Origin of the sequence: Actinoplanes sp. CA-051413 (assembly GCF_050955795.1) — a bacterium.
Classification (GTDB): Bacteria; Actinomycetota; Actinomycetes; order Mycobacteriales; family Micromonosporaceae; genus Actinoplanes.
In genome coordinates, this window is sequence record NZ_CP192100.1 from 5,673,232 (window position 1) to 5,693,846 (window position 20,615).

22 protein-coding genes are annotated in these 20,615 nt (G+C 72.3%); 13 read left to right on the plus strand and 9 right to left on the minus strand.

The genetic code is table 11. The annotated features are described in order from the left end of the window. Window position 1 precedes the first annotated feature (1 nt). Both ACQP2Y_RS26790 and ACQP2Y_RS26795 read left to right on the plus strand, forming a co-directional pair. Window positions 2-1,357 carry a glycosyl hydrolase gene (locus ACQP2Y_RS26790; RefSeq protein WP_433717789.1) on the plus strand — a complete coding sequence of 452 codons (1,356 nt, stop codon included), beginning with the start codon at window positions 2-4 and terminating at the stop codon, window positions 1,355-1,357. 5 nt (window positions 1,358-1,362) lie between these two features. Next, window positions 1,363-2,493, plus strand: a complete 1,131-nt coding sequence (locus ACQP2Y_RS26795) for a cellulose binding domain-containing protein (RefSeq protein WP_433717790.1) — start codon at window positions 1,363-1,365, stop codon at window positions 2,491-2,493. Between the two features lie 121 nt (window positions 2,494-2,614). Here the strand turns inward: ACQP2Y_RS26795 and ACQP2Y_RS26800 are convergent, their stop codons facing one another. Then, window positions 2,615-2,944, minus strand: coding sequence for a putative quinol monooxygenase (locus ACQP2Y_RS26800; protein WP_360826678.1), 330 nt, complete (start codon window positions 2,942-2,944; stop codon window positions 2,615-2,617). Window positions 2,945-3,163: 219 nt separating this feature from the next. Between ACQP2Y_RS26800 and ACQP2Y_RS26805 the strand changes: the two genes are divergently transcribed. Together ACQP2Y_RS26805 and smpB are read left to right on the plus strand one after the other, a co-directional pair. Further along, window positions 3,164-3,604 (plus strand): helix-turn-helix domain-containing protein, encoded by a 441-nt coding sequence (locus ACQP2Y_RS26805; protein WP_433717791.1) that lies wholly within the window; start codon window positions 3,164-3,166, stop codon window positions 3,602-3,604. Window positions 3,605-3,716: 112 nt separating this feature from the next. Then, window positions 3,717-4,178 (plus strand): SsrA-binding protein SmpB, encoded by a 462-nt coding sequence (gene smpB / locus ACQP2Y_RS26810; RefSeq protein WP_433732076.1) that lies wholly within the window; start codon window positions 3,717-3,719, stop codon window positions 4,176-4,178. A 10-nt stretch (window positions 4,179-4,188) separates the two neighbouring features. Here the strand turns inward: smpB and ACQP2Y_RS26815 are convergent, their stop codons facing one another. The 4 genes from ACQP2Y_RS26815 to ACQP2Y_RS26830 form a co-directional block, all read right to left on the minus strand. Then, window positions 4,189-4,500 (minus strand): hypothetical protein, encoded by a 312-nt coding sequence (locus ACQP2Y_RS26815; protein ID WP_433717792.1) that lies wholly within the window; start codon window positions 4,498-4,500, stop codon window positions 4,189-4,191. A gap of 57 nt (window positions 4,501-4,557) precedes the next feature. Beyond that, window positions 4,558-5,136 carry a hypothetical protein gene (locus tag ACQP2Y_RS26820; RefSeq protein ID WP_433717793.1) on the minus strand — a complete coding sequence of 193 codons (579 nt, stop codon included), beginning with the start codon at window positions 5,134-5,136 and terminating at the stop codon, window positions 4,558-4,560. Between the two features lie 44 nt (window positions 5,137-5,180). Beyond that, on the minus strand, window positions 5,181-6,647 hold the full coding sequence (locus ACQP2Y_RS26825; protein WP_433717794.1) for an FAD-dependent monooxygenase: 1,467 nt from the start codon (window positions 6,645-6,647) through the stop codon (window positions 5,181-5,183). Between the two features lie 82 nt (window positions 6,648-6,729). Continuing rightward, window positions 6,730-7,338 (minus strand): TetR/AcrR family transcriptional regulator, encoded by a 609-nt coding sequence (locus ACQP2Y_RS26830; RefSeq protein ID WP_433717795.1) that lies wholly within the window; start codon window positions 7,336-7,338, stop codon window positions 6,730-6,732. Window positions 7,339-7,463: 125 nt separating this feature from the next. On the opposite strand from ACQP2Y_RS26830, the gene ACQP2Y_RS26835 reads away from it, so the two are divergent. The 6 genes from ACQP2Y_RS26835 to ACQP2Y_RS26860 all read left to right on the plus strand — a co-directional run bounded on the left by ACQP2Y_RS26835 (window position 7,464) and on the right by ACQP2Y_RS26860 (window position 12,183). Beyond that, window positions 7,464-8,630 carry a hypothetical protein gene (locus tag ACQP2Y_RS26835; protein ID WP_433717796.1) on the plus strand — a complete coding sequence of 389 codons (1,167 nt, stop codon included), beginning with the start codon at window positions 7,464-7,466 and terminating at the stop codon, window positions 8,628-8,630. A gap of 23 nt (window positions 8,631-8,653) precedes the next feature. Further along, on the plus strand, window positions 8,654-9,508 hold the full coding sequence (locus tag ACQP2Y_RS26840; protein WP_433717797.1) for an SCO6745 family protein: 855 nt from the start codon (window positions 8,654-8,656) through the stop codon (window positions 9,506-9,508). A gap of 98 nt (window positions 9,509-9,606) precedes the next feature. Then, on the plus strand, window positions 9,607-10,338 hold the full coding sequence (locus ACQP2Y_RS26845; protein ID WP_433717798.1) for an energy-coupling factor ABC transporter permease: 732 nt from the start codon (window positions 9,607-9,609) through the stop codon (window positions 10,336-10,338). Then, the gene (locus tag ACQP2Y_RS26850) at window positions 10,335-10,682 is read left to right on the plus strand and encodes a PDGLE domain-containing protein (protein ID WP_433717799.1); all 348 of its coding nucleotides are present in this window, start codon (window positions 10,335-10,337) and stop codon (window positions 10,680-10,682) included. The genes ACQP2Y_RS26845 and ACQP2Y_RS26850 overlap by 4 nt, the downstream gene beginning before the upstream one ends. Then, a complete protein-coding gene (gene cbiQ / locus ACQP2Y_RS26855) occupies window positions 10,682-11,443 on the plus strand; it encodes a cobalt ECF transporter T component CbiQ (protein ID WP_433717800.1) in 762 nt (253 codons plus the stop codon). Before ACQP2Y_RS26850 ends, cbiQ begins: the two co-directional genes overlap by 1 nt. After that, on the plus strand, window positions 11,440-12,183 hold the full coding sequence (locus ACQP2Y_RS26860) for an energy-coupling factor ABC transporter ATP-binding protein (RefSeq protein WP_433717801.1): 744 nt from the start codon (window positions 11,440-11,442) through the stop codon (window positions 12,181-12,183). The genes cbiQ and ACQP2Y_RS26860 overlap by 4 nt, the downstream gene beginning before the upstream one ends. Here the strand turns inward: ACQP2Y_RS26860 and ACQP2Y_RS26865 are convergent. Then, window positions 12,180-13,364, minus strand: a complete 1,185-nt coding sequence (locus ACQP2Y_RS26865; protein WP_433717802.1) for a thiolase family protein — start codon at window positions 13,362-13,364, stop codon at window positions 12,180-12,182. The genes ACQP2Y_RS26860 and ACQP2Y_RS26865 overlap by 4 nt on opposite strands. A gap of 82 nt (window positions 13,365-13,446) precedes the next feature. Here ACQP2Y_RS26865 and ACQP2Y_RS26870 point away from each other — a divergent pair, with 82 nt between their 5' ends. Beyond that, window positions 13,447-14,007: a TetR/AcrR family transcriptional regulator gene (locus ACQP2Y_RS26870; RefSeq protein WP_433717803.1), complete on the plus strand. Its 561-nt coding sequence runs from the start codon at window positions 13,447-13,449 to the stop codon at window positions 14,005-14,007. Window positions 14,008-14,232: 225 nt separating this feature from the next. Here the strand turns inward: ACQP2Y_RS26870 and nhaA are convergent, their stop codons facing one another. Beyond that, window positions 14,233-16,140, minus strand: a complete 1,908-nt coding sequence (gene nhaA / locus ACQP2Y_RS26875) for a Na+/H+ antiporter NhaA (protein WP_433717804.1) — start codon at window positions 16,138-16,140, stop codon at window positions 14,233-14,235. A 91-nt stretch (window positions 16,141-16,231) separates the two neighbouring features. On the opposite strand from nhaA, the gene ACQP2Y_RS26880 reads away from it, so the two are divergent. After that, complete coding sequence (locus ACQP2Y_RS26880; protein WP_433717805.1) at window positions 16,232-17,686, plus strand: peptide MFS transporter; 1,455 nt, start codon at window positions 16,232-16,234, stop codon at window positions 17,684-17,686. Between the two features lie 25 nt (window positions 17,687-17,711). Then, window positions 17,712-18,140: a nuclear transport factor 2 family protein gene (locus ACQP2Y_RS26885; RefSeq protein WP_433717806.1), complete on the plus strand. Its 429-nt coding sequence runs from the start codon at window positions 17,712-17,714 to the stop codon at window positions 18,138-18,140. Here ACQP2Y_RS26885 and ACQP2Y_RS26890 read toward each other — a convergent pair. After that, a complete protein-coding gene (locus ACQP2Y_RS26890; protein ID WP_433717807.1) occupies window positions 18,130-18,972 on the minus strand; it encodes a sugar ABC transporter permease in 843 nt (280 codons plus the stop codon). The two genes, ACQP2Y_RS26885 and ACQP2Y_RS26890, sit on opposite strands and share 11 nt — an antisense overlap. Next, window positions 18,969-20,558 carry an ABC transporter permease subunit gene (locus ACQP2Y_RS26895; RefSeq protein WP_433717808.1) on the minus strand — a complete coding sequence of 530 codons (1,590 nt, stop codon included), beginning with the start codon at window positions 20,556-20,558 and terminating at the stop codon, window positions 18,969-18,971. Before ACQP2Y_RS26895 ends, ACQP2Y_RS26890 begins: the two co-directional genes overlap by 4 nt. Window positions 20,559-20,615 lie beyond the last annotated feature (57 nt).

Here is a 20,615-nt window from a genome sequence, read left to right on the forward strand (position 1 = left end):
GATGAGCAGAACCCGCCTGACAGCGTTGGCCGCGATACCGTGCCTGCTGGCGGCGACAGCGGTGGTCACCGCCGACCCGGCCGCCGCGGCAGCCGGTTGCCGGGTCGGTTACACCGTCACGAACACCTGGCAGGGCGGCTTCGGCGCGTCCATCGCTGTCACGAACCTCGGCGACCCGATCACCGGCTGGACGCTGGGCTGGAGCTTCCCGTCCGGCCAGACCGTCACCCAGTTGTGGAACGGCGTGGTCAGCCAGTCCGGCGCCACGGTCAGCGTGCGCGACGCCGGATACAACGCGGCCATCGCGACCGACGCATCCGTTTCAATCGGTTTCAATGGCGCGCTGACCGGTGGCAACACCTCGCCATCGGCATTCACTCTGAACGGCGTCGCCTGCACCGGTGGAGTGGGCACGCCACCGCCCACGACTCCGCCCACTTCTGATTCCTGCCCGGCCGCCCCGGTCGACCCGGCCGCCACGGCCGCGGCCCGGCGGTCGCTGTGCTACGTCTACAGCCAGTACGGCAACCACATCCTGTCCGGCCAGCAGGAGTCCACCTGGATCGACGGGCCGGACTACGAGATCAACTACATCCGCAACGCCACCGGCAAGTACCCGGCCATCCGGGGCCTGGACATGGGCGACTCCCCCACCTTCGGTGCCCGCGCGCTGGCCTGGTGGAACGCCGGCGGCATCCCGATGGTCGGCTACCACATGGGCGCGCCCAACCAGTCCCAGGACGGGTACGCCGGCTCGCAGCTCACCGCGAACATCAACGCCGCGCTGACCGAGGGCAGCACCGACAACGCCACTTTCAAGCGACGGATGGACGCCGTTGCGGCCCAGCTCGCACAGGTGCAGGCGGGCGGCGGTGCGGTGCTGTGGCGGCCGTTCCACGAGGCGGGCGGCACCTGGTTCTGGTGGAGCAAGGAGGGCGGCAGCCAGTACGTGCGGCTGTGGCGCTACATGTTCGACTACCTGACCCGGGTGAAGGGACTGCACAACCTGGTGTGGCTGCACCCGTACAACGGGGAGCCGCAGGCGTCGTTCTGGCCCGGCAAGGCCTATGTGGACATCGGCGGGGCGGACACCTATGCGGGCGATCACGGGCCGTTGACCGCGCTGTTCAACCGTACGAAGGCCATCGTCGGCAGCACTGTGCCGATCGCGTTGCACGAGAACGGCCGCATCCCCGATCCCGCCCAGCTGGAGTCGACCGCGACCCGCTGGGTGCTGTTCAACACCTGGCACAGCACGTTCGTCAGCGACACCGCCATCAACCCCGTGTCGACCTTCCAGGCCGTGTACGCCAGCCCGTACGTCGTCACCCGCGACGAAGTCCCCAACCTGAGGTGAATGTGATGTCGACGAGAAGAATCCTGGTCGCGCTGGCCGCGGCTGCCGCCGTACCCATCGGTCTGCTGGCCGCGCCGGCGTCCGCGGCCGCGGGCTGTCAGGTCACCTACACGGTGACCAGCCAATGGCAGGGTGGCTTCGGCGCGTCCGTGGCCGTGAAGAACCTGGGCGACCCGGTGACCGCCTGGACGCTGGGCTGGAGCTTCCCGTCCGGCCAGACCGTCACCCAGCTGTGGAACGGCGTGGTCAGCCAGTCCGGCGCCGCGGTGACCGTCCGCAACGCCGGCTACAACGGCTCGCTGGCCACCGGCGCGTCCACGTCGTTCGGCTTCAACGGCTCCTGGACCGGCAGCAACGCGGTGCCGAGCAGTTTCACGCTCAACGGGGTCTCCTGCACCGGTGGAGTCACCACCCCGCCCCCGTCGACCCCGCCGCCGTCCACTCCGCCGCCCACGACCCCGCCACCTACGACCCCGCCACCTACGACCCCGCCTCCCACCACCCCGCCGCCGGCCGGTGGCGTGGTCAAGGTGATGGCGCTGGGCGACTCGATCACCGGGTCTCCGGGGTGCTGGCGGGCCCTGCTGTGGCAGCGGTTGCAGCAGGCCGGGCGGGCCTCCTCGGTGGACTTCGTCGGGACCCTGCCGGGGCAGGGCTGCGGCTTCACCTACGACGGTGAGAACGAGGGCCACGGCGGCTTCCTCGCCACCAACGTCGCCGACCAGAACCAGCTGCCGGGCTGGCTGTCGGCCACGGACCCGGACGTGGTGATGATGCACTTCGGCACCAACGACGTGTGGAGCAACCGCTCCCCGGCCACGATCCTCGCGGCGTTCACCAAGCTGGTCGGCCAGATGCGCGCCTCCAACCCGGCGATGAAGATCCTGGTGGCGCAGATCCTGCCGATGACACCGAGCAACTGCGCCGAGTGCAACCAGCGGGTGATCGACTTCAACGCGGCGATCCCGGCGTGGGCGGCAGCGACCAGCACCGCGGCCTCGCCGGTGACGGTGGTCGACCAGTGGACCGGCTTCAACACGGCGACCGACACCCCGGACGGCGTGCATCCCAACGACAACGGGAACCGCAAGATCGCGGACCGCTGGTACCCGGCCCTGCTGGCGGCTCTCTCCTGAGCCGGCCTTCGAAATGGGCCGGCCTTCGAACTGGGCCGGCCCTCGAACTGGCCGGCCCGAGAGTTGGGCCGGCCCGAAGCGGCGGCCCCGGACCGGGCGGAGGTCCGGGGCCGTCCGGCGTTCACTCGCCGGGCACGGCCATCTCGCCCAGCTCGGACCAGTCGTCCTGCTCGACCGTCTGACTGACGATCTTCGGGGTCGCGGCCAGGTGCGGCGGCAGGTCCCGCTGGGCCTGCTTGAAGTGGGCCGACCCGACGTGCGCCGCCCCCGCCTCGCCGTCGCGGAAGGCCTCCACCAGCACGTACTCGGCGGGGTTGTCGAGGCTGCGGGACCAGTCGAACCACAGGCAGCCGGGCTCGGCGCGGGTCGCGGCGGTGAAGGCGGCCGCGATCTGCGGCCAGTTGTCGGCGTCCTCCGGCTTGATCAGGAACTTCGCGGTAATGAAGATCATCGGTGCCTGCCTCCCGTGCCTGCTCGCCGTGCCACCACGTACCCGGTCCATCTAACTCCGCGCGGCCCGCGGAGACGGCGGCGACAGGCGCGTGCAGATGGTGACAAGGGGTCACGCTGCGCCGGTCCCGGCGCTTGACAGTGCGACGCGGGCGCGCGGAAGCTACGAATCTGACTTCGCTGGAGCCACGGGACGCTGAGCACGGACATCGGGCAGGGCATGGACATCGGGCGGGCCGGGCAGATCACGCAGATCGTGCTGATCCTGCTGTCGCCGACACTGGCCTTCGGCGCGATCATCTACCTGCCCCGGGCCGCGCGCGCGGTGTGGCGCCGGGTGCACCCGGAACCTGACCCGGGCCCGCTGGCGCCGCCGATCGAACAGGTCGTGGCGAACCTGCACCGCCTCCTGCACCAGCACGACGCTCTGCTGCACTCCCCCGACGTGGCACTGCGGGCCCGGCGGCTCAAGGCACTCGAGGCCGCCATCACCGACAGCGCCCTGGAAGCGGCCCGCGCGCTCGACGTCCCGGCGCCGGACGCACCGGGGCACACCGGCCTGCGACCGGCCACGCTCAGCCGGCTGCTGCGTGACCTGGCCGCCGCCGGGCTGGTGCTGCCGCGCGGCATCGAGCTGGTCGACGGCGACCGGCTGAGCTGAGCTGCCCGGCCGGGGCGGTGGCGGGCCGGGACGTTTGCGAGGATGAGAGGCAGAGCGGCGGTCCGGCGACAGCGAGGGGGCGGCCACGGCCAGGGAGACCGGACGCAAGGTCATCGCGACGAACAAGAAGGCGCGACACGACTACGCGGTCCTCAAGACGTACGAGGCGGGCCTGGTGCTGGCCGGCACCGAGGTGAAATCGCTGCGCGCCGGGTACGCGTCGATCGTCGACGCGTTCGCCCAGGAACACGAGGGCGAGCTCATGCTCTACAACCTGCACATCGCCGAGTACGGCTTCGGCTCGTGGACCAACCATGCGCCGCGCCGTACGCGCAAGCTGCTGTTGCACCGCATCGAGATCGACCGGATCCTCGACAAGCTCCGGGAGCCGGGCAACACGCTGGTGCCGCTGTCGCTGTACTTCAACGAGGGCTGGGCCAAGGTCGAGCTGGCCCTGGCCCGCGGCAAGCGCGAGTACGACAAGCGCCAGGCCCTCGCCGAACGCGACGCCAACCGGGAGATCGCCCGCGCCATGGGCCGCCACCTCAAGGGCCGCACCGCCCGGGCGCGCTGAGCGGGCGCGCTCAGACCCGTACGAGATGGGTCGGGCAGTAGAAGTTCTGCGCGGTGTGCATGTCGTGCCAGTACGTCACCGGCACCGAGCTCTGCAGGCAGCCCTCATGGAAGCAGCGGACCCGCAGCTTGGTCCCGTCCGGCACGTAGTCGGTGCGGCCGGGATGACGCCGGCAGGTCGTGGTGGGCGTCAGGTCGTGCACGAAGTTGCGCCACTGACAGACCTCCTCACCGCAGACCGCCAGCCTCCCGCGCGGATGAGCGAAACGCGGGCCAGGAACGGGCAACAGCAGGGTCACCAGACCGAGCACGGCAGAGCGCATGCCGACCACCTCCGGGTGACGGGCTCCACCTCGGACGGTACGCCGCCCCACCGCCGGTCACAACGGCCGCTCGCCAGGCCCGAAAAGCGGAAGCTCGGTGGGCAGGGGAAGCGAAGCCGCCTCGCCCGGCAGGGGAAGCGAAGCGGCCTGACCCGGCCCTGGCAGGGGAAGCTCGGCCGCCTCGCCAGGGCCGGCCGGGGCCGCCGAATGGCTCGGAGCCGGCCGATCCGGCGCAGTCGTCCGCGAATACCGGCCACGACTCCGGGTCACCGGCAGAGTCACCAGCCGGATCGGCGATGGCGGCTCAGCGAACCGGCCCGGCCCCCAACGAACCCACACCGCGACGCGCCCCTCCGCAGCCTCGGCGAGCAGCTTCTCCACCGTCCGCTTGCGGTCGGTGTGGTCGACCTCGACGACGATCGGCGGCGCAGCCGGGCGAGCCAGGGCCACGTCGAGCACCGAATGCTGCTTGTCCATCGGCGGCGGCAGCCGGACCACGCTGGGCGCGCGCCGGTAGACGCGCCAGCCCTGGGCCAGGCCCCAGGCCGCCACCTCGTCGATGATCCGGCCGGTGACCTCGTCCTGGGTGAGGTCCGCGAACGTCAACTCCGCGAGCCGCTGTGCCAGGTCGTCCATCAGGGCAGATTAGCGGCACCCACCGACAACTCGTCCGGGGCCGGTCAGGGCTTGCCGAACCACGTCGCCATGGCCTCGGGTAGCCCGTCGCCGGTGGTGCCCTCCCAGGCGACGTAGCAGTCCGGGCGCAGCAGCAGCGCGGCCGGCAGACCCGGGGCGGCGGCGACGTCGACCCGGCCGGCCCACGGGCCCACGTCCAGCCGGCCGGTGGGGTCGAGCAGCAGCGGGCGCGCGGACCGGGTCAGTTCCCGCAGGCCCGGCACGTCCGGCGCCCAGCGTCCGACGTGCGGTCCTTCGGCCCCCGGGGTGTCGTAGCGGATGTCGGCCCCGGAGATCAGCTCGGCGATGTGCCGGCGGCCCTGCGGCAGCGCCAGCAGTTCGCCGACCAGCTCGCGCAGGGCGGTCACCTCACCGCCGGGGCCGATCAGGACGGACTGCGCCCGGGTGTGCATGGTCACCCGCCGGCCGACGGGCCGGCGCTCCGACTCGTACGTGTCCAGCAGCCCGACCGGGGCGTGGCCGAGCACCTCCGCGGCGAGTTTCCAGCCCAGGTTGATCGCGTCCTGGAGGCCGAGGTTGAGGCCGGGGCCACCGATGGCGGAGTGCACGTGCGCAGCGTCGCCGACCAGCAGCACCCGCCCGGCCCGGTACGCCGATGCCAGCCGGGTGTTGCCGCCGACGGCCCGCCGCAGCAGGTGTGGACCGGGCCCGTCCGGGGCGTCGAGCGGCAGATCGGCCCCGAGCACCCGGCCTGCGGCGGCGCGCAGCTCGGCAATGCTGGTCTCACCGTCACCCACGTCGTCGCCGGGCCGGTGGCGCTCCCCCACGCTGACCAGCGGGGCCCGGCCGGGCATCGGCGCCCACGCGATCAAGCCCTGCTCGGTACGGGTGTGCAGGAACGGCGGCAGCACCCCGAAGCCCGGCACGTGCAGCGCCCCGTGCGCGTCGACCATGCTCGCCGGCACGCTGACATGCGCCGTCCGCGACACCGTGTCGTCCTTGGTCACGCCGGGGAACGCGATGCCGGCGAACTTGCGTACCACGCTGTGCCCGCCGTCCGCGCCGACCAGGTAGGCCGCCTCGATCGGGGCCATGCCGGCGACCTCGACCGTCACCGACCGTTCGTTCTGGGTCAGGCCGAGGACCTCGTGACCACGGTGGATCGTCACGCCGAGCTCAGCTGCCCGCTCGGTGAGCATCTGCTCGATCCGCCGCTGCGGCACGAGCATCGTGTAGAGCGGGTTGTCCGGCAGGTCGTGCAGGTCGAGCGGGAAGGCGGCGAAGGTGAACCCGGGTGCCGGGCGGGGTGGACCGGGGGTGCCGGCGAGCCGCTCGTACAGGCCCCGCCGGTCGAGCATGCGGATGACCTGCCCGACCAGGCCGTTGGCGCGCTGCTCGGTGGTGGGCTCGGGCAGCCGCTCCAGGACCAGCGGCCGGACCCCGGCCAGGGCCAGCTCGCAGGCGAGCATGAGGCCGTTCGGCCCGGCGCCGGCGATGACGACGTCGATCATGGTGAAACCCTCTTCCGGGTACGGGGCACCGGCCCGCCGATGGACGGCGGGCTGACGCTGGGAATGTCGAGGTGGCGGCCGCTCAGGGCGGAGGCAGGCCCGCGGCGATCCGGGCGAGTGCCTCGGTCAGCAGCTCCGGCATCGACACGTGCGGGCCGGCGCGCAGGAAGTGGGCCTGGGCGACGTTGTTCGCGGCCATCACGACGGAGGCCACCAGGTGCGGATACATGTCCTTGCTCAGGTCGGTGCCGGTGCGCTCGGCGACGGCCGCGGCGACCTCCGCCTCGGCCAGCGCCCCGGCGCGCCGCAGGTCGCCCTGCAGGGCCGGCTCGGCGATCATCGTGCGCACCCCGGCGGCCCAGGCCTCCTGATCGGCCACCGGATGCGCGGCCAGCTCCGGACCGGGCTCGAGCTGGGCCAGGGCGACCGCGGTGATGGCCGTCCACAGCGGCTCGTCGGCCGGCCGGGCCCGCAAGTCGTCGGCGGCGCGCCGCAGCCTTTCGAGGTGACGCGACACGATGGCATCGCCCTTGCCGGCGAAATAGTTGTTGAAGGTGCGCGGGGACACCCCGGCCGCGGCGGCGATGTCCTCCACCTTGACGTTGTCCAAACCCCGCTCGACGGCGAGCCGGATGGCCGCCCAGCTGAGCGCGGCCCGGGTCTCGGCCTTCTTGCGCTCACGGAGTCCCATACCCACCACCGTAGCCGAAGTTGCGGGCCACGCAAAGATGCGGGACACGCAAGTTTCTGGGGAGAACCGATCCGGGGAGCGCCGGATTCCGTACCGGTGGACGGCACCGACATGGAGGTATCACCGTGCACGGAATCCCCGACGCCGGCTCCACCGACAGATCGCCGCAGCGGCCACCGCCGGACTGGCCCGAGCCCGGCACCCCGCTGGCCGGCGAGGAACCGACGGTCGAGCTGCCGGTCGTCACCGAAGCCATGCTCGCCGCGACCTCGACGCCCACCCTGGCCGGCGCCGCATTGTCGCTCGCGCTGAACAAGTCTTCGCGGGCCCGGCGCATCCCGGCCCTGGAGCGGCGCGGTCCCCGCCCCGCCCCGGCGAGGCAGGCCAGTTTGAACGACCTGCTGACCGGGCCGAACAACCCCGTCGGACCAACCCCATCCGCTCCGCCGAGTGACGGTGTCCGGCTTGATGACGGTGGCGGTGAGGAGCAACATTCGCCTGCTGCCCTGGCCGGGGGTCATCCGGTGAGCGGCGGGGAGCCGGCGCAGCCCGGCCGGGGCTGGCTGGTCGGTGCCGGAATCGCAGCCGCCGCCCTCCTGCTCACCGGCGCCGCCGTGGTGGCCCTGAGCCGCGACGGTGACCCCGGCGCCACCCCCTCCGGCTGGAGCCCGCCGGTGGCCGCCGCCCCCTCCGCCCCGCACCTGGCCACTGCCGCCCGCGACGGGCGTACCAGTGCCGGTTTTGATCTCATTGACGGCGCCGAGCGGGTCACCCTGCGGGCCGCCGACCTCGGCGACACCCTCTACCGGATCACCACGCCGGACGCCGGCGCCGTGGTGCCGCGCACCGACGAGCAGGACGGCCGGGTCCGGTTGCGCCTCGACGGTGATGCCGAGTCCGTCGACATCACCCTCAACGCGGCCGTGCGCTGGGATCTGCGGATCGCCGGCGGCGCCCAAGTGTCCACGATCGACCTCAGCGCCGGGCGGGTCGGCGGGGTGGATCTGACCGGCGGCGCGAGCCGGATCGCCCTGACGCTGCCGCGGCCGGACGGCACGCTGAGCGTCCGGATGTCCGGTGGGGTCAGCCTCTTCGACGTGCACACCGCCGAGCGGACGCCGGTCCGCGTGCGGGTCGGGCGGGGCGCCGGGCAGGTCACTCTCGACGGGCAGCGGCACGCCGGGGTGGCCGCCGGGCAGACCTTCACGCCGGCGAGCTGGGCCGCTGCGGTCGACCGGGTCGACGTCGATGCGGCAGCCGGGATGTCGTCCCTGACCGTCGCACCCTACTAGCCGGTAATGACAGGATGGCGGGCATGGATGTGACGCCCGCCCTCGCCCGTGAGGCCTGGCGGCTCGCCGAGCCGCTGCACGCGATGATCTATTTCGCCCCGGAGGTGCGGGAGCGTTTCGCGGCGCTCGGCGTGCCCGCCGGCGTCGACTACTTCGCCTCCCGGGGCGCCGCCTTCGGCCCGGTCGGTCCCGGGCCGGTGGTGGCCACGTTCTACAACTTCCACCCCGGCCTGGTGGCCCGGGCCCTGCCGGCGGCCTGGGAGATCGTGTCGCCGGCGACCGCGGTCGCGGCCCGGCTCGACGCCGCCGACGCGGCGCTGGTCCGGGGCCTGGGCGACGTCGTGCAGAGCCCCGAGGTGGCCGAGGCGGCGGAGCTGGCCCGGCGGGCGGCGGAGTCGGCGATCGCGTACGCCGCGGGACGGCCGCTGTTCGCCGCGCACGCGGGCCTCGACTGGCCGCAGGCGCCGCACCTGGTGCTGTGGCACGCCCAGACGCTGCTGCGCGAGTTCCGCGGTGACGCGCACGTGGCGGCGCTGCTGGTGGCCGGGGTCAGCGGGTTGCAGTCGATCATTCTGCACGCGGCGTCGGGCCAGGCCAACGGCCGGTTCCTGCGGGCCAGCCGGGGCTGGAGCCGGGAAGAGTGGGCGGACGAGGAGAGTGCGCTGCGGGAACGGGGCCTGATCTCCGGCGAGGAGCTCAGTGACGAGGGACGGGCGCTGCGGGACGGGATCGAGGCGGACACCGACCGGCTGGCCGCTCCGGCGTACCAGGTGCTCGGGGCCGACGGCGCGGCGCGGCTCGCAGAGCTGGCGCGGCCGCTCAGCCGGACTCTGGTCAAAGCGGGCTTTCTGAGCGCGGCGGCCCCGTCCCGGAAGTGATCCCGGTCGCAGCCACCCGGACGCTGTTGCCAATAGTTTGCAACTGCCACGGTGACCCATATGCTGATCGAGGCGTGCCCGCGGCCGGAGGGGGATCCATGGACGTCCAGACGATGCACATCGCCAACGGGATCGTGAACGGCCCGGTGTCGGCGATCTTCGCCGCTTTCGCCGCCCTCGCGCTGGCGTTCTGCGTGTGGCGGGCCCGGGCCGACCTCGACGACCGGCTGGCCCCGATGGCCGGCCTCGTCGCGGCCTTCATCTTCGCCGTGCAGATGCTCAACTTCCAGGTGCTGCCCGGCGTCTCCGGCCACCTGCTCGGCGGCACCCTGGCTGTCGTCCTGGTCGGACCGTGGGTCGGCGCGCTCTGCGTGTCCACCGTGCTGATCATCCAGTGCCTGCTGTTCGCCGACGGCGGCCTGACCGCCCTCGGGCTCAACATCACCAACATGGCGATCATCGGCACCGCCGCCGGTTACCTGCTGGTCGCCGGCCTGCTGCGGGTGCTGCCCAAGACCCCGTCCGGGCTCGGGGCGACCGCCCTGATCGCCTCGATCGTCGGGGTGGTGGCCGCCTCGCAGGGCTTCGTGTTCGAGTACTGGCTCGGCGGCACCACCCAGCTCTCCCTGCCCTGGGTCTCCGGCACGATGGCCGGCACCCACGTGCTGATCGGCATCGGCGAGGGCCTGATCGCGGCGACCACCGTGGCGACCGTGGCCAAGGTCCGGCCGGACCTGGTCTACGCGCTGCGCCGCTTCCGCACCCCACCGGCGCCGGTGGCGGCCACCCCCGCCGAAGCGCCCGCCACTGTCTCGGGAGGTAAGGCATGACCCGGCGACTCGGCTGGTTCCTGGCCGGCGGCCTGCTGGTCGCTCTGCTGCTGGCCGGCGTGGTCAGCAACTTCGCCTCCGGCAGCCCGGACGGCCTGGACGCGACTGCCCGCGAGGGCTGCACCTTCGACTCCCACGGGGAGATCACCGGCGGCACCTGCATGCTTCAGCGGGAGCAGGACCACCAGGTCGCCGACAGCCCGCTGGCCGACTACGGCATCCGCGGCATCGACAACCCGTACCTGTCGACCGGGCTGGCCGGGGTGCTGGGCGTGCTGGTGACGTTCGCGATCGGCGGCGGCGTCTTCTGGCTCGTCCGCCGGCGCAGCCCCGAGAAGGTCTGATGGGCGCGGGCCACGCCCACCCGCTGCACCTGGACCGGCCGAGCCCGGTGCACGCCCTGGCCCCCGAGGTGAAGATCCTCGCGACGCTGCTGTTCACCATCGTCGTGGTGGCCACCCCGCGCACCGAGTTCGCCGCGTTCGGCGGTTACGCGCTGCTGCTCGCGGTGGTGGCGGTGCTGGCCCGGGTGCCGCTGCCGTGGCTGGCCAAGCGCGCCACCATCGAGCTGCCGTTCGTCGTGCTCGCCGTCGCCCTGCCGTTCGCCGGGCACGGCGAGCGGATCACCTGGCTCGGCATGTCGCTGTCGGTGGACGGGCTGCACGGCGCGTGGAACATCGTCGCCAAGGGCACCCTGGGCGTGGTCGCCTCGCTGCTGCTGGCGGCCACCACCACCATGCGTGACCTGATCCTGGGCCTGGACCGGCTGCACTGCCCGCGGGTCTTCACCCAGATCGCCACGTTCATGCTGCGCTACCTGGACATCCTGGCCGACGACGCGCGCCGGATGCGCATCGCCCGGCTCTCGCGCGGCTACGACCCGCGGTTCCTGTGGCAGGTCAAGGCGTTCGCGGTCGGCGTGGGGGCACTGTTCCTGCGGGCGTACGAGCGCGGCGAGCGGGTGTATCTGGCGATGGTCTCCCGCGGCTACGACGGACGGCTCCCCCGGCCCGAGGCAGGCGGCGCCACGACCGCCGACTGGGCGGCCTCGGCCGTGCTGCCCGCCGCGGCCGCCGCCATCGCGCTCACGGCGGTGCTGGCGTGAGCCTGGAGATCGCCGGCCTCACCTACGCCTATCCCGACGGCAGCGTCGCGCTGCGCGGTGTCGACCTCTGCGTCGGCGCCGGGGACCGGGTCGCGCTGCTCGGGCCCAACGGCGCCGGCAAGACGACCCTGGTCCTGCACCTCAACGGCATCCTGCACGGCGGCGCCGGCACAGTCGACGTCGGCGGGCTGCGGGTGGACGCGCGCGACCGGGCCAGGCTGGCCGAGATCCGCCGGCGGGTCGGCATCGTCTTCCAGGACCCCGACGACCAGCTCTTCATGCCGACCGTCGCCGAGGACGTCGCCTTCGGGCCGGCCAACCTCGGGCTGCGCGGCGCCGAGCTGCAGACCCGGGTCGACGAGGCGCTCGAAGCCGTGGACATGGCCGCGCACCGCGACCAGGTGCCGCTGCACCTGTCGTTCGGCCAGCGCCGCCGGGTCGCAGTGGCCACCGTGCTGGCGATGCGGCCCGAGCTGCTGGTGCTGGACGAGCCCTCGTCCAACCTGGACCCGGCGAGCCGCCGGGAACTGGCCGAGATCATCGAACGGCTGCCGGTGACGGTGCTGATGGTGACCCACGATCTGCCGTACGCGCTGCAGTTGTGCCCACGCTCGGTGATCCTCGACGACGGCCGGATCGTGGCCGACGCCCCCACCGCCGATCTGCTGGCCGACGAGGAGCTGCTCCGGGCGCACCGGCTGGAGCTGCCGTTCGGCTTCCACCCGGTGCGACCGCTTTAGACCAGGCGCTCGATGACGGTGGCGTTGGCCGTACCGCCGGCTTCGCACATGGTCTGCAGCCCGAAGCGTCCCCCGGTGCGTTCCAGCACGCCCAGCAGGGTGGTCGCCAGCCGGGCGCCGCTGGCGCCCAGCGGGTGACCGATGGCGATCGCGCCCCCGTCGACGTTGACCTTCGCCGGGTCGGCGCCGGTCTCGGCCAGCCAGGCCAGCACCACCGACGAGAACGCCTCGTTGACCTCGAACGCGTCGATGTCGGTCAGGGTGAGACCGGCCCGGGCCAGCACCTTGGCGGTCGCCGGGATGATGCCGGTCAGCATCATGATCGGGTCGTCGCCCACGGCCGTCGCGGTGTGCACCCGCGCCCGCGGCCGCCAGCCCCGCTGCCGGGCGATCTCACTGGTGGTGACGACCAGCGCGGCGGCGCCGTCATTGACCGGGCTGGAGTTGCCGGCCGTGACCTTCCACTCCAGGTCGCCGAAGCGCTGGGCCCAGCGGTCGTCGGCGAACGCGGGCCGCAGCCCGGCCAGCGTCCCGACCGTGGTGCCGGGCCGGATCGTCTCGTCGGTCTCCAGTCCGGCCAGCGGCGCGACCTGGCCGGCGAACCAGCCCTGCTTCCACGCCTCGGCCGCCCGCTGGTGGCTGGTCGCGGCGAACTCGTCGAGCTGCGTGCGCGACAGACCCCAGCGCCGGGCGATCAGCTCGGCGCTGATCCCCTGCGGGATCAGCCCGCCGGGATAACGCTCCGCGACCGCGGGCCCGCCGACGAACGCCCGCGCGCCGTCGACCAGGGCGGAGCTGCCGATGGGTACGCGACTCATCGACTCGACCCCGGAAGCCACCACGATGTCGTAGGCGCCGGCGACGACCCCCTGGGCGGCGAAGCTCAACGCCTGCTGGCTGCTGCCGCACTGCCGGTCGACGGTGGTGCCCGGCACGGACTCGGGGAAGCCGGCGGCGAGCACGGCCAGCCGGGTGTTGTTGGTGCTCTGCTCGCCGACCTGACCGACCGTGCCCCCGATGACGTCGTCGAGCTCGGCCGGGTCGAGGCCGTCGAGCCGGGCGGTGACGGCGCGCAGGACGTGGGCGTGCAGGTCGACCGGGTGGATCTCCGCGTAGGCGCCGCCGGGCTTGCCCTTGGCCACGGGTGTGCGTACCGCTTCGACGATAACCGCGTCGCGCATGTCGTGCCTCCCCCTCGAATGGCGGACCGATCGGTCCGATCCTAAGGGCTGGGCGGACCGATCGGTCCGTTACATTGGCCACATGGCCCGCACGGCAGCACCCGGCACCCGCGCCCGCATCGTCTCGACGGTGGCCCCGCTCTTCTACAGCCAGGGCGTCCGGGCGGTGGGCATGGCCCAGATCGTGGCGGCGGCGGGCTGCGGCAAGAACCTGCTGTACTCGCACTATCCGGGCAAGAACGAGCTGGTGGCGGCTTATCTGTCCTTGGTTCGCGCCGAGCGGGAACGGTCGACCGAGCGGGCCCTCGCGGCGGCCGGTGAGGGGCGGGAGGCGGTGGTCGCTCTGGTGGCCGAGATCGCCGACCGGGTACGGGAGCCGGGGTTCCGAGGGTGCGCCATGCGCAACTACCTGACCGAGTTTCCGTCTGAGGACGACGTGCCGGGGCGGGTCGCTCGGGAGTACCTGGCGTCGTCGCGGGCTCGGGTTGATGAGCTTGCGCGGGCCGCTGGGGGTTCGCCGGGGCTGGCCGATCGGGTCTGGCTGGTCATCGAGGGCCTTTATGCGGTGGCGGGCCGGCCGGACGCTGCTCAGCAGGCCGATGTTGCGGTCGCCCTGGTCAAGGACCTCGTCGCGGCCAGTTAGAGCGCCGTCGCGGGCGCCTCGAGCGCCGGTCGCCGGTCGCCGGTCGCCGGTCGCCGGTCGCCGGTCGCCGGCAAGCATGCCCCTTCGTCGAGCAACCCCGAGGTGGGCGCGACGTGTCGCTCCTCTCACGGCGTAGGGCATCCTAGGTTACTGGGTTGAAGGGAGGGTCCCCCTCGCGAAGCTGGCCTTGCCTGCTGCATGGGCAAGCGGATGCGAGGGCCGCCGTCAGGCGGTCTCCTCCTCGTGGGCGGGCTGAGGAATCCGGGCCAGACCCGCCCGGACCCGAGCCGTCTTCACCGCCTGCTTGAGCGTCACGATGTCGTACGCCCCGTAGTGCCGGCTCCCGTTGATGAAGAACGTCGGCGTGCCGGACACCCCGCTCAGGTCGGCCGAGTCCACATCGTCCGTGACCCGTGGCGCGTGCCGGTGGTCCATCAGCTCGTCGTGGAAGCGGTTCGTGTCCAGGCCGAGCTGGTCGGCGTACCGGAGCAGGTCCATGATCTTGAGGTGGTCCTGGTGGGCCGGCAGCAGATCGTGGAACTCCCAGAACTTGCCCTGGCTGGCGGCCGCCTCCGCGGCTTCGGCGGCCAGCCGCGCCTGCGGGTGCACGTCCGGAAGCGGCAGGTGCCGCCAGACGTAGCGCAGATCCGTGTCGGTGATCAGGTCCCGGACCGCCGGTTCGGCCTGGCCGCAGTACGGGCACTGGAAGTCGCCGTACTCGACGACCGTGACCGACGCGTCCTGTGGTCCGCGGACGTGGTCGCGTTCGGGGTCGACGGCCGGGATCAGGTCGATCAGTTCCTCGGTGTCGCCGAGCATGGCCCGGGCCCGGCGTTGCGGGGCCAGCATCCGAGTCGCGCGGAAGACCGCCCAGGTGATCAGCGACGCGCCGGCCGCCGCGGTCAGCACGCCGATCTTGGCCTCGGCCAGCTCCGGGCCTTCGAACGCCAGCGCCGCGATCAGCAGCGACACGGTGAAGCCGATGCCGGCGATGGTGCCGCTGCCCAGCACCGCCGCCCAGCCGACCGTGGGGCGTACCCGGCCACCGGTCGCCGCCGTGAGCAGCGCGGACACCCCGACCACCGCGACCGGCTTGCCGATCAGGTAGCCGAGGATGACGCCCCAGGTCACCGGTGAGGTGAACGCCCGGCTCAGGAAGCTGCCGTCGATCGCGATGCCCGCGTTGGCCAGGCCGAACAGAGGCACGATCACGTAGCTTGACCAGGGGTGGTAGATCCGCTGGAGGCGGTCGTTGGGCGAGAGCGTCTGGGTGAGCCCGCGCGCGGCGGTACGGGCCAGCTCCGGCGTCGGCTGCTCGCGGAACAGCTTGAAGAGCCCGCTGGCGGCTTCGAGGTTCTCCCGTACCGGGGTGTAGGCCACCGCCGTGAGGCCCATCGCCAGGCCGGCCACCACCGGGTCGACGCCGCTGGCCAGCATCGCCGCCCAGAGCACCAGCCCCACGACCGCGTAGCTGAAGGCGCTGCGGACGCCGAACGTGCGCAGCAGCAGCCACACCCCGAAGGCCGCGCCGGCGATCAGCAGCGGCATCATGGCGATGTCCTCGCTGTAGACCACCGCGATGACCAGCAGCGCGACCAGGTCGTCGACCACGAACACGGTGAGCAGGAAGACCCGGATCGAGTCGGGCACGCCCCGGCCGACCAGAGCGAGCAGGCCCAGCGCCAGCGCCGTGTCGGTGGACATCGCGATGCCCCAGCCGTGCGCGCCCGGGCCGCCGTGGGTGACGGCCAGGTAGATCAGCACCGGGATCAGCATCCCGACCAGCCCGGCGGCGCTGGGCAGCAGGAAACGCCGCCGGTCGCGCAGGTCGCCGAGGTCGAACTCGCGCCGCGCCTCCAGGCCCACCACGAGGAAGAACAGCGTCATCAGCCCGCTGTTGATCCAGGTCCGCAGGTCCTCGGTGATCCCCATGGCGCCGAACCGCACCGAGAAATCGGTGCGCCACACCGCGTCGTACGACGCGGTGTCGACGTTGGCCCAGATCAGTGCGGCGGCGATGGCCGCGACGAGCACCCCGGCACTGCCCGATTCGGTACGCAGGAACGCCCGCAGCGGCGCACCGAGCCCCCGCGTCCACTGCGTGCGTTCCCGCATCCCACCCGACGTAGTCACGGCACCAGCCTGGTCATCCGCGCGCCGCGGGGCAAGATCCGGGCCGGCACGGTCGTTTACGGCGGCGTCGGATGCGGTATGCGACACAGTCATGACGCAGGAGACGGCACCGCGCGAGCGTACGTTCTTCGGTCAGCCACCGGTGCTGGCCAACCTGTTCGGGGTCGAGCTGTGGGAACGGTTCTCGTTCTACGGCATGCAGGGCATCCTGCTGATCTACCTGTACTACTCCGCGGCCGACGGCGGGCTGGGCCTGTCCGAGCAGACCGCCACGAGCATCGTCGGCGCGTACGGCGGCTCCGTCTATCTGGCCACGATCCTCGGCGCCTGGGCAGCCGACCGCCTGCTCGGGCCGGAACGGGTGCTGTTCCTCAGCGCGGTCCTGGTGATGGCCGGGCACATCAGTCTCGCGGCGCTGCCCGGGCTGACCGGTGTCACCGTCGGCCTGATCCTCATCGCGATCGGCAGCGGCGGGGTCAAGGCCACAGCCACGTCGCTGGTCGGCGGCCTGTACGACGAGCACGACGAACGCCGCGACGCCGGCTTCTCCCTGTTCTACCTGGGCATCAACCTCGGCGCCCTGGTCGGCCCGCTGCTGACCGGGCTGCTGCAGAAGAACTGGGGCTTCCACGCCGGCTTCGCACTGGCCGCGGTCGGCATGGCGATCGGGCTGATCCAGTACACGATCGGCCGCAAGCGGCTCACCGGGGCCGCCCGGGTCGTACCCAATCCGCTGCCGCCGCAGCGCCGCCTGCCGGTGGCGTTGGTCGTTGCCGCGGCCGCGGTGCTGATCCTGGTGCTGGCCCTGACCGGCGTGCTGCAGGCCAGTGCCTTGTCGAACGTGGTCATCGTGCTGAGCATCGCCGCGGCGGTCGCCTACTTCGTGGTCATCCTGCGCAGCCACCGGATCACCGACGTCGAGCGGCGCCGGGTGTACGCGTTCATCCCGCTGTTCATCGCCAGCGCGGTGTTCTGGTCGCTGTACCAGCAGCAGTTCACGGTCGTGACGATCTACTCCGACCAGCGCCTCGACCGTGACCTGTTCGGCTGGGAGATGCCGGTGTCCTGGGTGCAGTCGATCAACCCGGTCTTCATCATCGTGCTGTCCGGCGTCTTCGCCGCGCTGTGGACCCGGCTCGGCCCGCGCCAGCCGGGAACCCCGATCAAGTTCGCCGCCGGCACCGCGATCATGGGCGTGGCGTTCCTGCTCTTCCTGCCGCTGGCCGGCGGCGGCCCGAACAGCGCTCCGCTGCTCGCACTGGCCGGCATCCTGCTGGTCTTCACCGTCGCCGAGCTGCTGCTGTCCCCGGTCGGACTGTCGCTGTCCACCAAGCTGGCGCCGGCGGTGTTCCACACCCAGATGGTCGCGCTGTTCTTCCTGTCGGTGGCGCTGGGCACGGCGGCCTCGGGCACCCTCGCGAAGTACTACAGCGAGGACCACGAGACCGCGTACTTCGGCATCCTGGGCCTGGTCGCGATCGTGATCGGGGCCGCCCTGGCCCTGGCCGCCCGGCCGATCGGCCGGCTGATGAGCGGTGTGCGCTGACCGGCGCGCGTCCTATCCTGTCGGCATGACGAATGCGACCCGGACCCGCGGCGCGCTCGGCGTCGTCGAGCAGTGGCTGACCGCCGTCAACGCCGGCGACGGCGCCCGCGTGGAGTCCCTGAGCCAGGAGCAGGTCGACATCGTAGGACCCCGCGGGCGCGGCAGCGCTCCCCGCGCGGTGCTGAGCGAGTGGCTGGCCCGCTCGGGCTTCTCGTCGCAGCCGCTGCGCTGGTTCTGCGGCGGCGACGGCCTCGTCGTGGTCGAGCAGGACGCCACCTGGCACGACCCGGCCACCGGCGAGCCGCAGGACAGCTTCCGGATCGGTTCGCTGTTCCGGGTCGAGGACGGCCGGGTGGCCCGCTACGAACGCTTCGACGACGGGGCCGCCGGCGCGCTGGCCGCAGCGGGCCTCGACGCCGCCCGGGACGAGGTGACCCGCCCGGTCAGCCCTTGACTGCCCCCGCGGTGAGGCCGTTGACGATGTAGCGCTGCAGGAACTGGAAGACCAGCACGGTCGGGACCGCCGTCAGCAGGGTGCCCGCGCAGAACATTCCGAAGTTGTTGTTGCGCTCCCCCGCCACCAGGCCGTACATGCCGACCGACAGGGTCTTGGCGTCCGTGTCGGTCAGGAAGACGTTGGCGATCAGGAACTCGTTGATCGTGCCGATGAAGGCCAGCAGGCCGGTCACCGCCAGGATCGGGGCGACCAGCGGCAGCAGGATCCGGAAGAACGTCTGGGCGTGCGACGCGCCGTCCATCGTGGCCGACTCGTCCAGCTCCCTCGGCACCGTGTCGAAGAAGCCCTTCATCAGCCAGGTGTTCACCCCCAGCGCCCCGCCCAGGTAGAGCAGGATCAGGCCCCAGGCCTGGTTGAAGCCGATGGCCGGCCACAGGTCGGTGATGGTGGAGAACATCAGGAAGATCGCCACGATCGCCAGGAACTGCGGGAACATCTGGATCAGCAGCAGGGCCAGCAGGCCGATCCGGCGGCCGCGGAAACGCATCCGGCTGAAGGCGTACGCGGCCAGCGCCGACAGGAACACCGACGCCAGCGCCGACACGCCCGCGATCAGCACGGAGTTGCCGAACCAGCGGGCGAAGTCCGTGTCGGCGAGCAGGTTGCCGAAGTTGCCCAGCGACGCCCCGGTCGGCACGGCCGCGGTCGACGACAGCGTGCCCAGCGGGTTGAGCGCCGCCGACACCACGAACACGATCGGGAACAGCGAGAAGATCAGGGCCAGCACCGCGACCCCGTGCCGCCACCCGACCCGGGAGAACCAGCTCATGAGTAGACCTCTTCCTGGCGGCGGGTGCGGCGGAAGCTGACCGTGGAGATCACCGCGACGATCACGAAGATGAAGATGGACACCGCCGCGGCGAAGCCGTACTGGGCGCCGGAGCCGCCGAAGGCCAGCCGGTAGGTGTAGGTGATCAGCAGGTCGGTGGCGCCGTTGGCCGGGTTGTCGGCCGGGAACGGCGCGCCGTCGGTGGTCAGGTAGATCGCGTTGAAGTTGTTGAAGTTGAACGCGAACGACGAGATCAGCAGCGGCGTCAGCGCCACCAGCAGCAGCGGCAGGGTGACCCGCTTGAGCGACTGCCACGGCGAGGCCCCGTCGATGCGGGAGGCCTCGGACAGCTCGGGCGGGATCGCCTGCAGCGCCCCGGTGGCGACCAGGAACATGTACGGATAGCCGAGCCACAGCTGCACCAGGATCACCGCGATCCGGGCGGACGCGGCCCCGCCGAACCAGTCCACGTCCAGCCCGAACAGGTTGTTGATCAGCCCGAAGTCGGTGTTGAACATGTCCCGCCAGACCAGCAGCATCGCGAACGACGGCATCGCGTAGGGCAGCACCAGCAGCGTCCGATAGAGGCCCCGACCACGGACCCGTGGCGAGTGCAGAGCCAGAGCACAGCCCAGGCCGAGCACGAAGGTCCCGCCGGTGGAGGCCAGGGCGAAGAACAGGTTCCAGATCAGGGTACGGGCGAACGGGCCGGCGATCGCGGAGTCTGTGACGAGCCGGGTAAAGTTGCTCAGCCCGACGCCGACCCGCCAGCCCTGGGCCAGCCGCTCGCCGTCGGCCGCCACGAACGCGCCCACCTTCTCGTCCGCGGTCCAGGTCCGGCCGGTGGTCGTGTCCCGGACGCAGTCGCAGCCCGCTTCGTACGCCCGTCCGGCCTTGCCCTCGTACGCCCGCGACAGTCCCTGCGAGCGGATCGCCCCGCCCGCGGTCGGCACGGCCAGGTCGGTGATCTCCTGGCTGCGCGCGCTGGCCTGACCCCCGTTGAGCAGCGTGTAGCCCGCGGCGGCGGTGACCCGGCCGGTGGCGGTCACGGTCACGTCGCCGGCCGGGAGCGCCTTGAGCCCCTCGCCGGTGCCGGCCGAGACAACCTTGGTGGCCGGGTCGGTCACGAGGAAGGTCAGGGGCCCGGTCGCCGGGTCGCCGGTGGTGGCGACCGTCAGCGCGTACTCGGTGGAGCCCGGCACCCGGGTGACCGACGCGGTCTGGATGGCCACGACGGCCTCCCGCTTGTCCCCGCGGTGCCCGTCGCTGAAGTTGGTGAACGCGGTCGCCGCCGTGTACGCCACCGGGAACAGCTGGAAGACGATGAGGAACAGGGTGCCGGGCACGAGGTACTTGGCGGGCACCCGCCGGCGGCCGGTGTACAGGTAGAACAGTCCGGCCGTGGCGGCCAGCAGCACGGCCAGGCCGATCCAGGCCCGCTCGGCGATCAGCGGGAACGCCGCCCAGACGGCGAGCCCGGCGACCAGCCCGAGCAGGGCGATCTTGACGAGGGGGCCGGCGAGGCCACCCCGGCCGGGGCGCGGGGCCTCGGCCGGGGCGGTCTCCCGCTCGAGAAGAGCAGTCATTGCCGGGCCACCTTCGTCATGCCCTTCTGGCCCTCACCGGCGCGGCCGTCGGCGACT

Excerpts from the sequence above, each read along its gene's own strand:
- ACQP2Y_RS26840 (WP_433717797.1), top strand. The coding sequence starts at position 8,654 with ATGGATGTGACGCCCGCCCTCGCCCGTGAGGCCTGGCGGCTCGCCGAG.
- ACQP2Y_RS26825 (WP_433717794.1), bottom strand. The coding sequence starts at position 6,647 with ATGATCGACGTCGTCATCGCCGGCGCCGGGCCGAACGGCCTCATGCTC.
- ACQP2Y_RS26800 (WP_360826678.1), bottom strand. The coding sequence starts at position 2,944 with ATGATCTTCATTACCGCGAAGTTCCTGATCAAGCCGGAGGACGCCGAC.
- ACQP2Y_RS26790 (WP_433717789.1), top strand. The coding sequence starts at position 2 with ATGAGCAGAACCCGCCTGACAGCGTTGGCCGCGATACCGTGCCTGCTG.
- ACQP2Y_RS26815 (WP_433717792.1), bottom strand. The coding sequence starts at position 4,500 with ATGCGCTCTGCCGTGCTCGGTCTGGTGACCCTGCTGTTGCCCGTTCCT.
- ACQP2Y_RS26845 (WP_433717798.1), top strand. The coding sequence starts at position 9,607 with ATGGACGTCCAGACGATGCACATCGCCAACGGGATCGTGAACGGCCCG.
- ACQP2Y_RS26880 (WP_433717805.1), top strand. The coding sequence starts at position 16,232 with ATGACGCAGGAGACGGCACCGCGCGAGCGTACGTTCTTCGGTCAGCCA.
- ACQP2Y_RS26870 (WP_433717803.1), top strand. The coding sequence starts at position 13,447 with ATGGCCCGCACGGCAGCACCCGGCACCCGCGCCCGCATCGTCTCGACG.
- ACQP2Y_RS26885 (WP_433717806.1), top strand. The coding sequence starts at position 17,712 with ATGACGAATGCGACCCGGACCCGCGGCGCGCTCGGCGTCGTCGAGCAG.
- ACQP2Y_RS26890 (WP_433717807.1), bottom strand. The coding sequence starts at position 18,972 with ATGAGCTGGTTCTCCCGGGTCGGGTGGCGGCACGGGGTCGCGGTGCTG.
- ACQP2Y_RS26820 (WP_433717793.1), bottom strand. The coding sequence starts at position 5,136 with ATGGACGACCTGGCACAGCGGCTCGCGGAGTTGACGTTCGCGGACCTC.
- ACQP2Y_RS26830 (WP_433717795.1), bottom strand. The coding sequence starts at position 7,338 with ATGGGACTCCGTGAGCGCAAGAAGGCCGAGACCCGGGCCGCGCTCAGC.
- ACQP2Y_RS26805 (WP_433717791.1), top strand. The coding sequence starts at position 3,164 with ATGGACATCGGGCGGGCCGGGCAGATCACGCAGATCGTGCTGATCCTG.
- cbiQ (WP_433717800.1), top strand. The coding sequence starts at position 10,682 with ATGGGCGCGGGCCACGCCCACCCGCTGCACCTGGACCGGCCGAGCCCG.
- ACQP2Y_RS26850 (WP_433717799.1), top strand. The coding sequence starts at position 10,335 with ATGACCCGGCGACTCGGCTGGTTCCTGGCCGGCGGCCTGCTGGTCGCT.
- ACQP2Y_RS26895 (WP_433717808.1), bottom strand. The coding sequence starts at position 20,558 with ATGACTGCTCTTCTCGAGCGGGAGACCGCCCCGGCCGAGGCCCCGCGC.
- ACQP2Y_RS26795 (WP_433717790.1), top strand. The coding sequence starts at position 1,363 with ATGTCGACGAGAAGAATCCTGGTCGCGCTGGCCGCGGCTGCCGCCGTA.
- ACQP2Y_RS26865 (WP_433717802.1), bottom strand. The coding sequence starts at position 13,364 with ATGCGCGACGCGGTTATCGTCGAAGCGGTACGCACACCCGTGGCCAAG.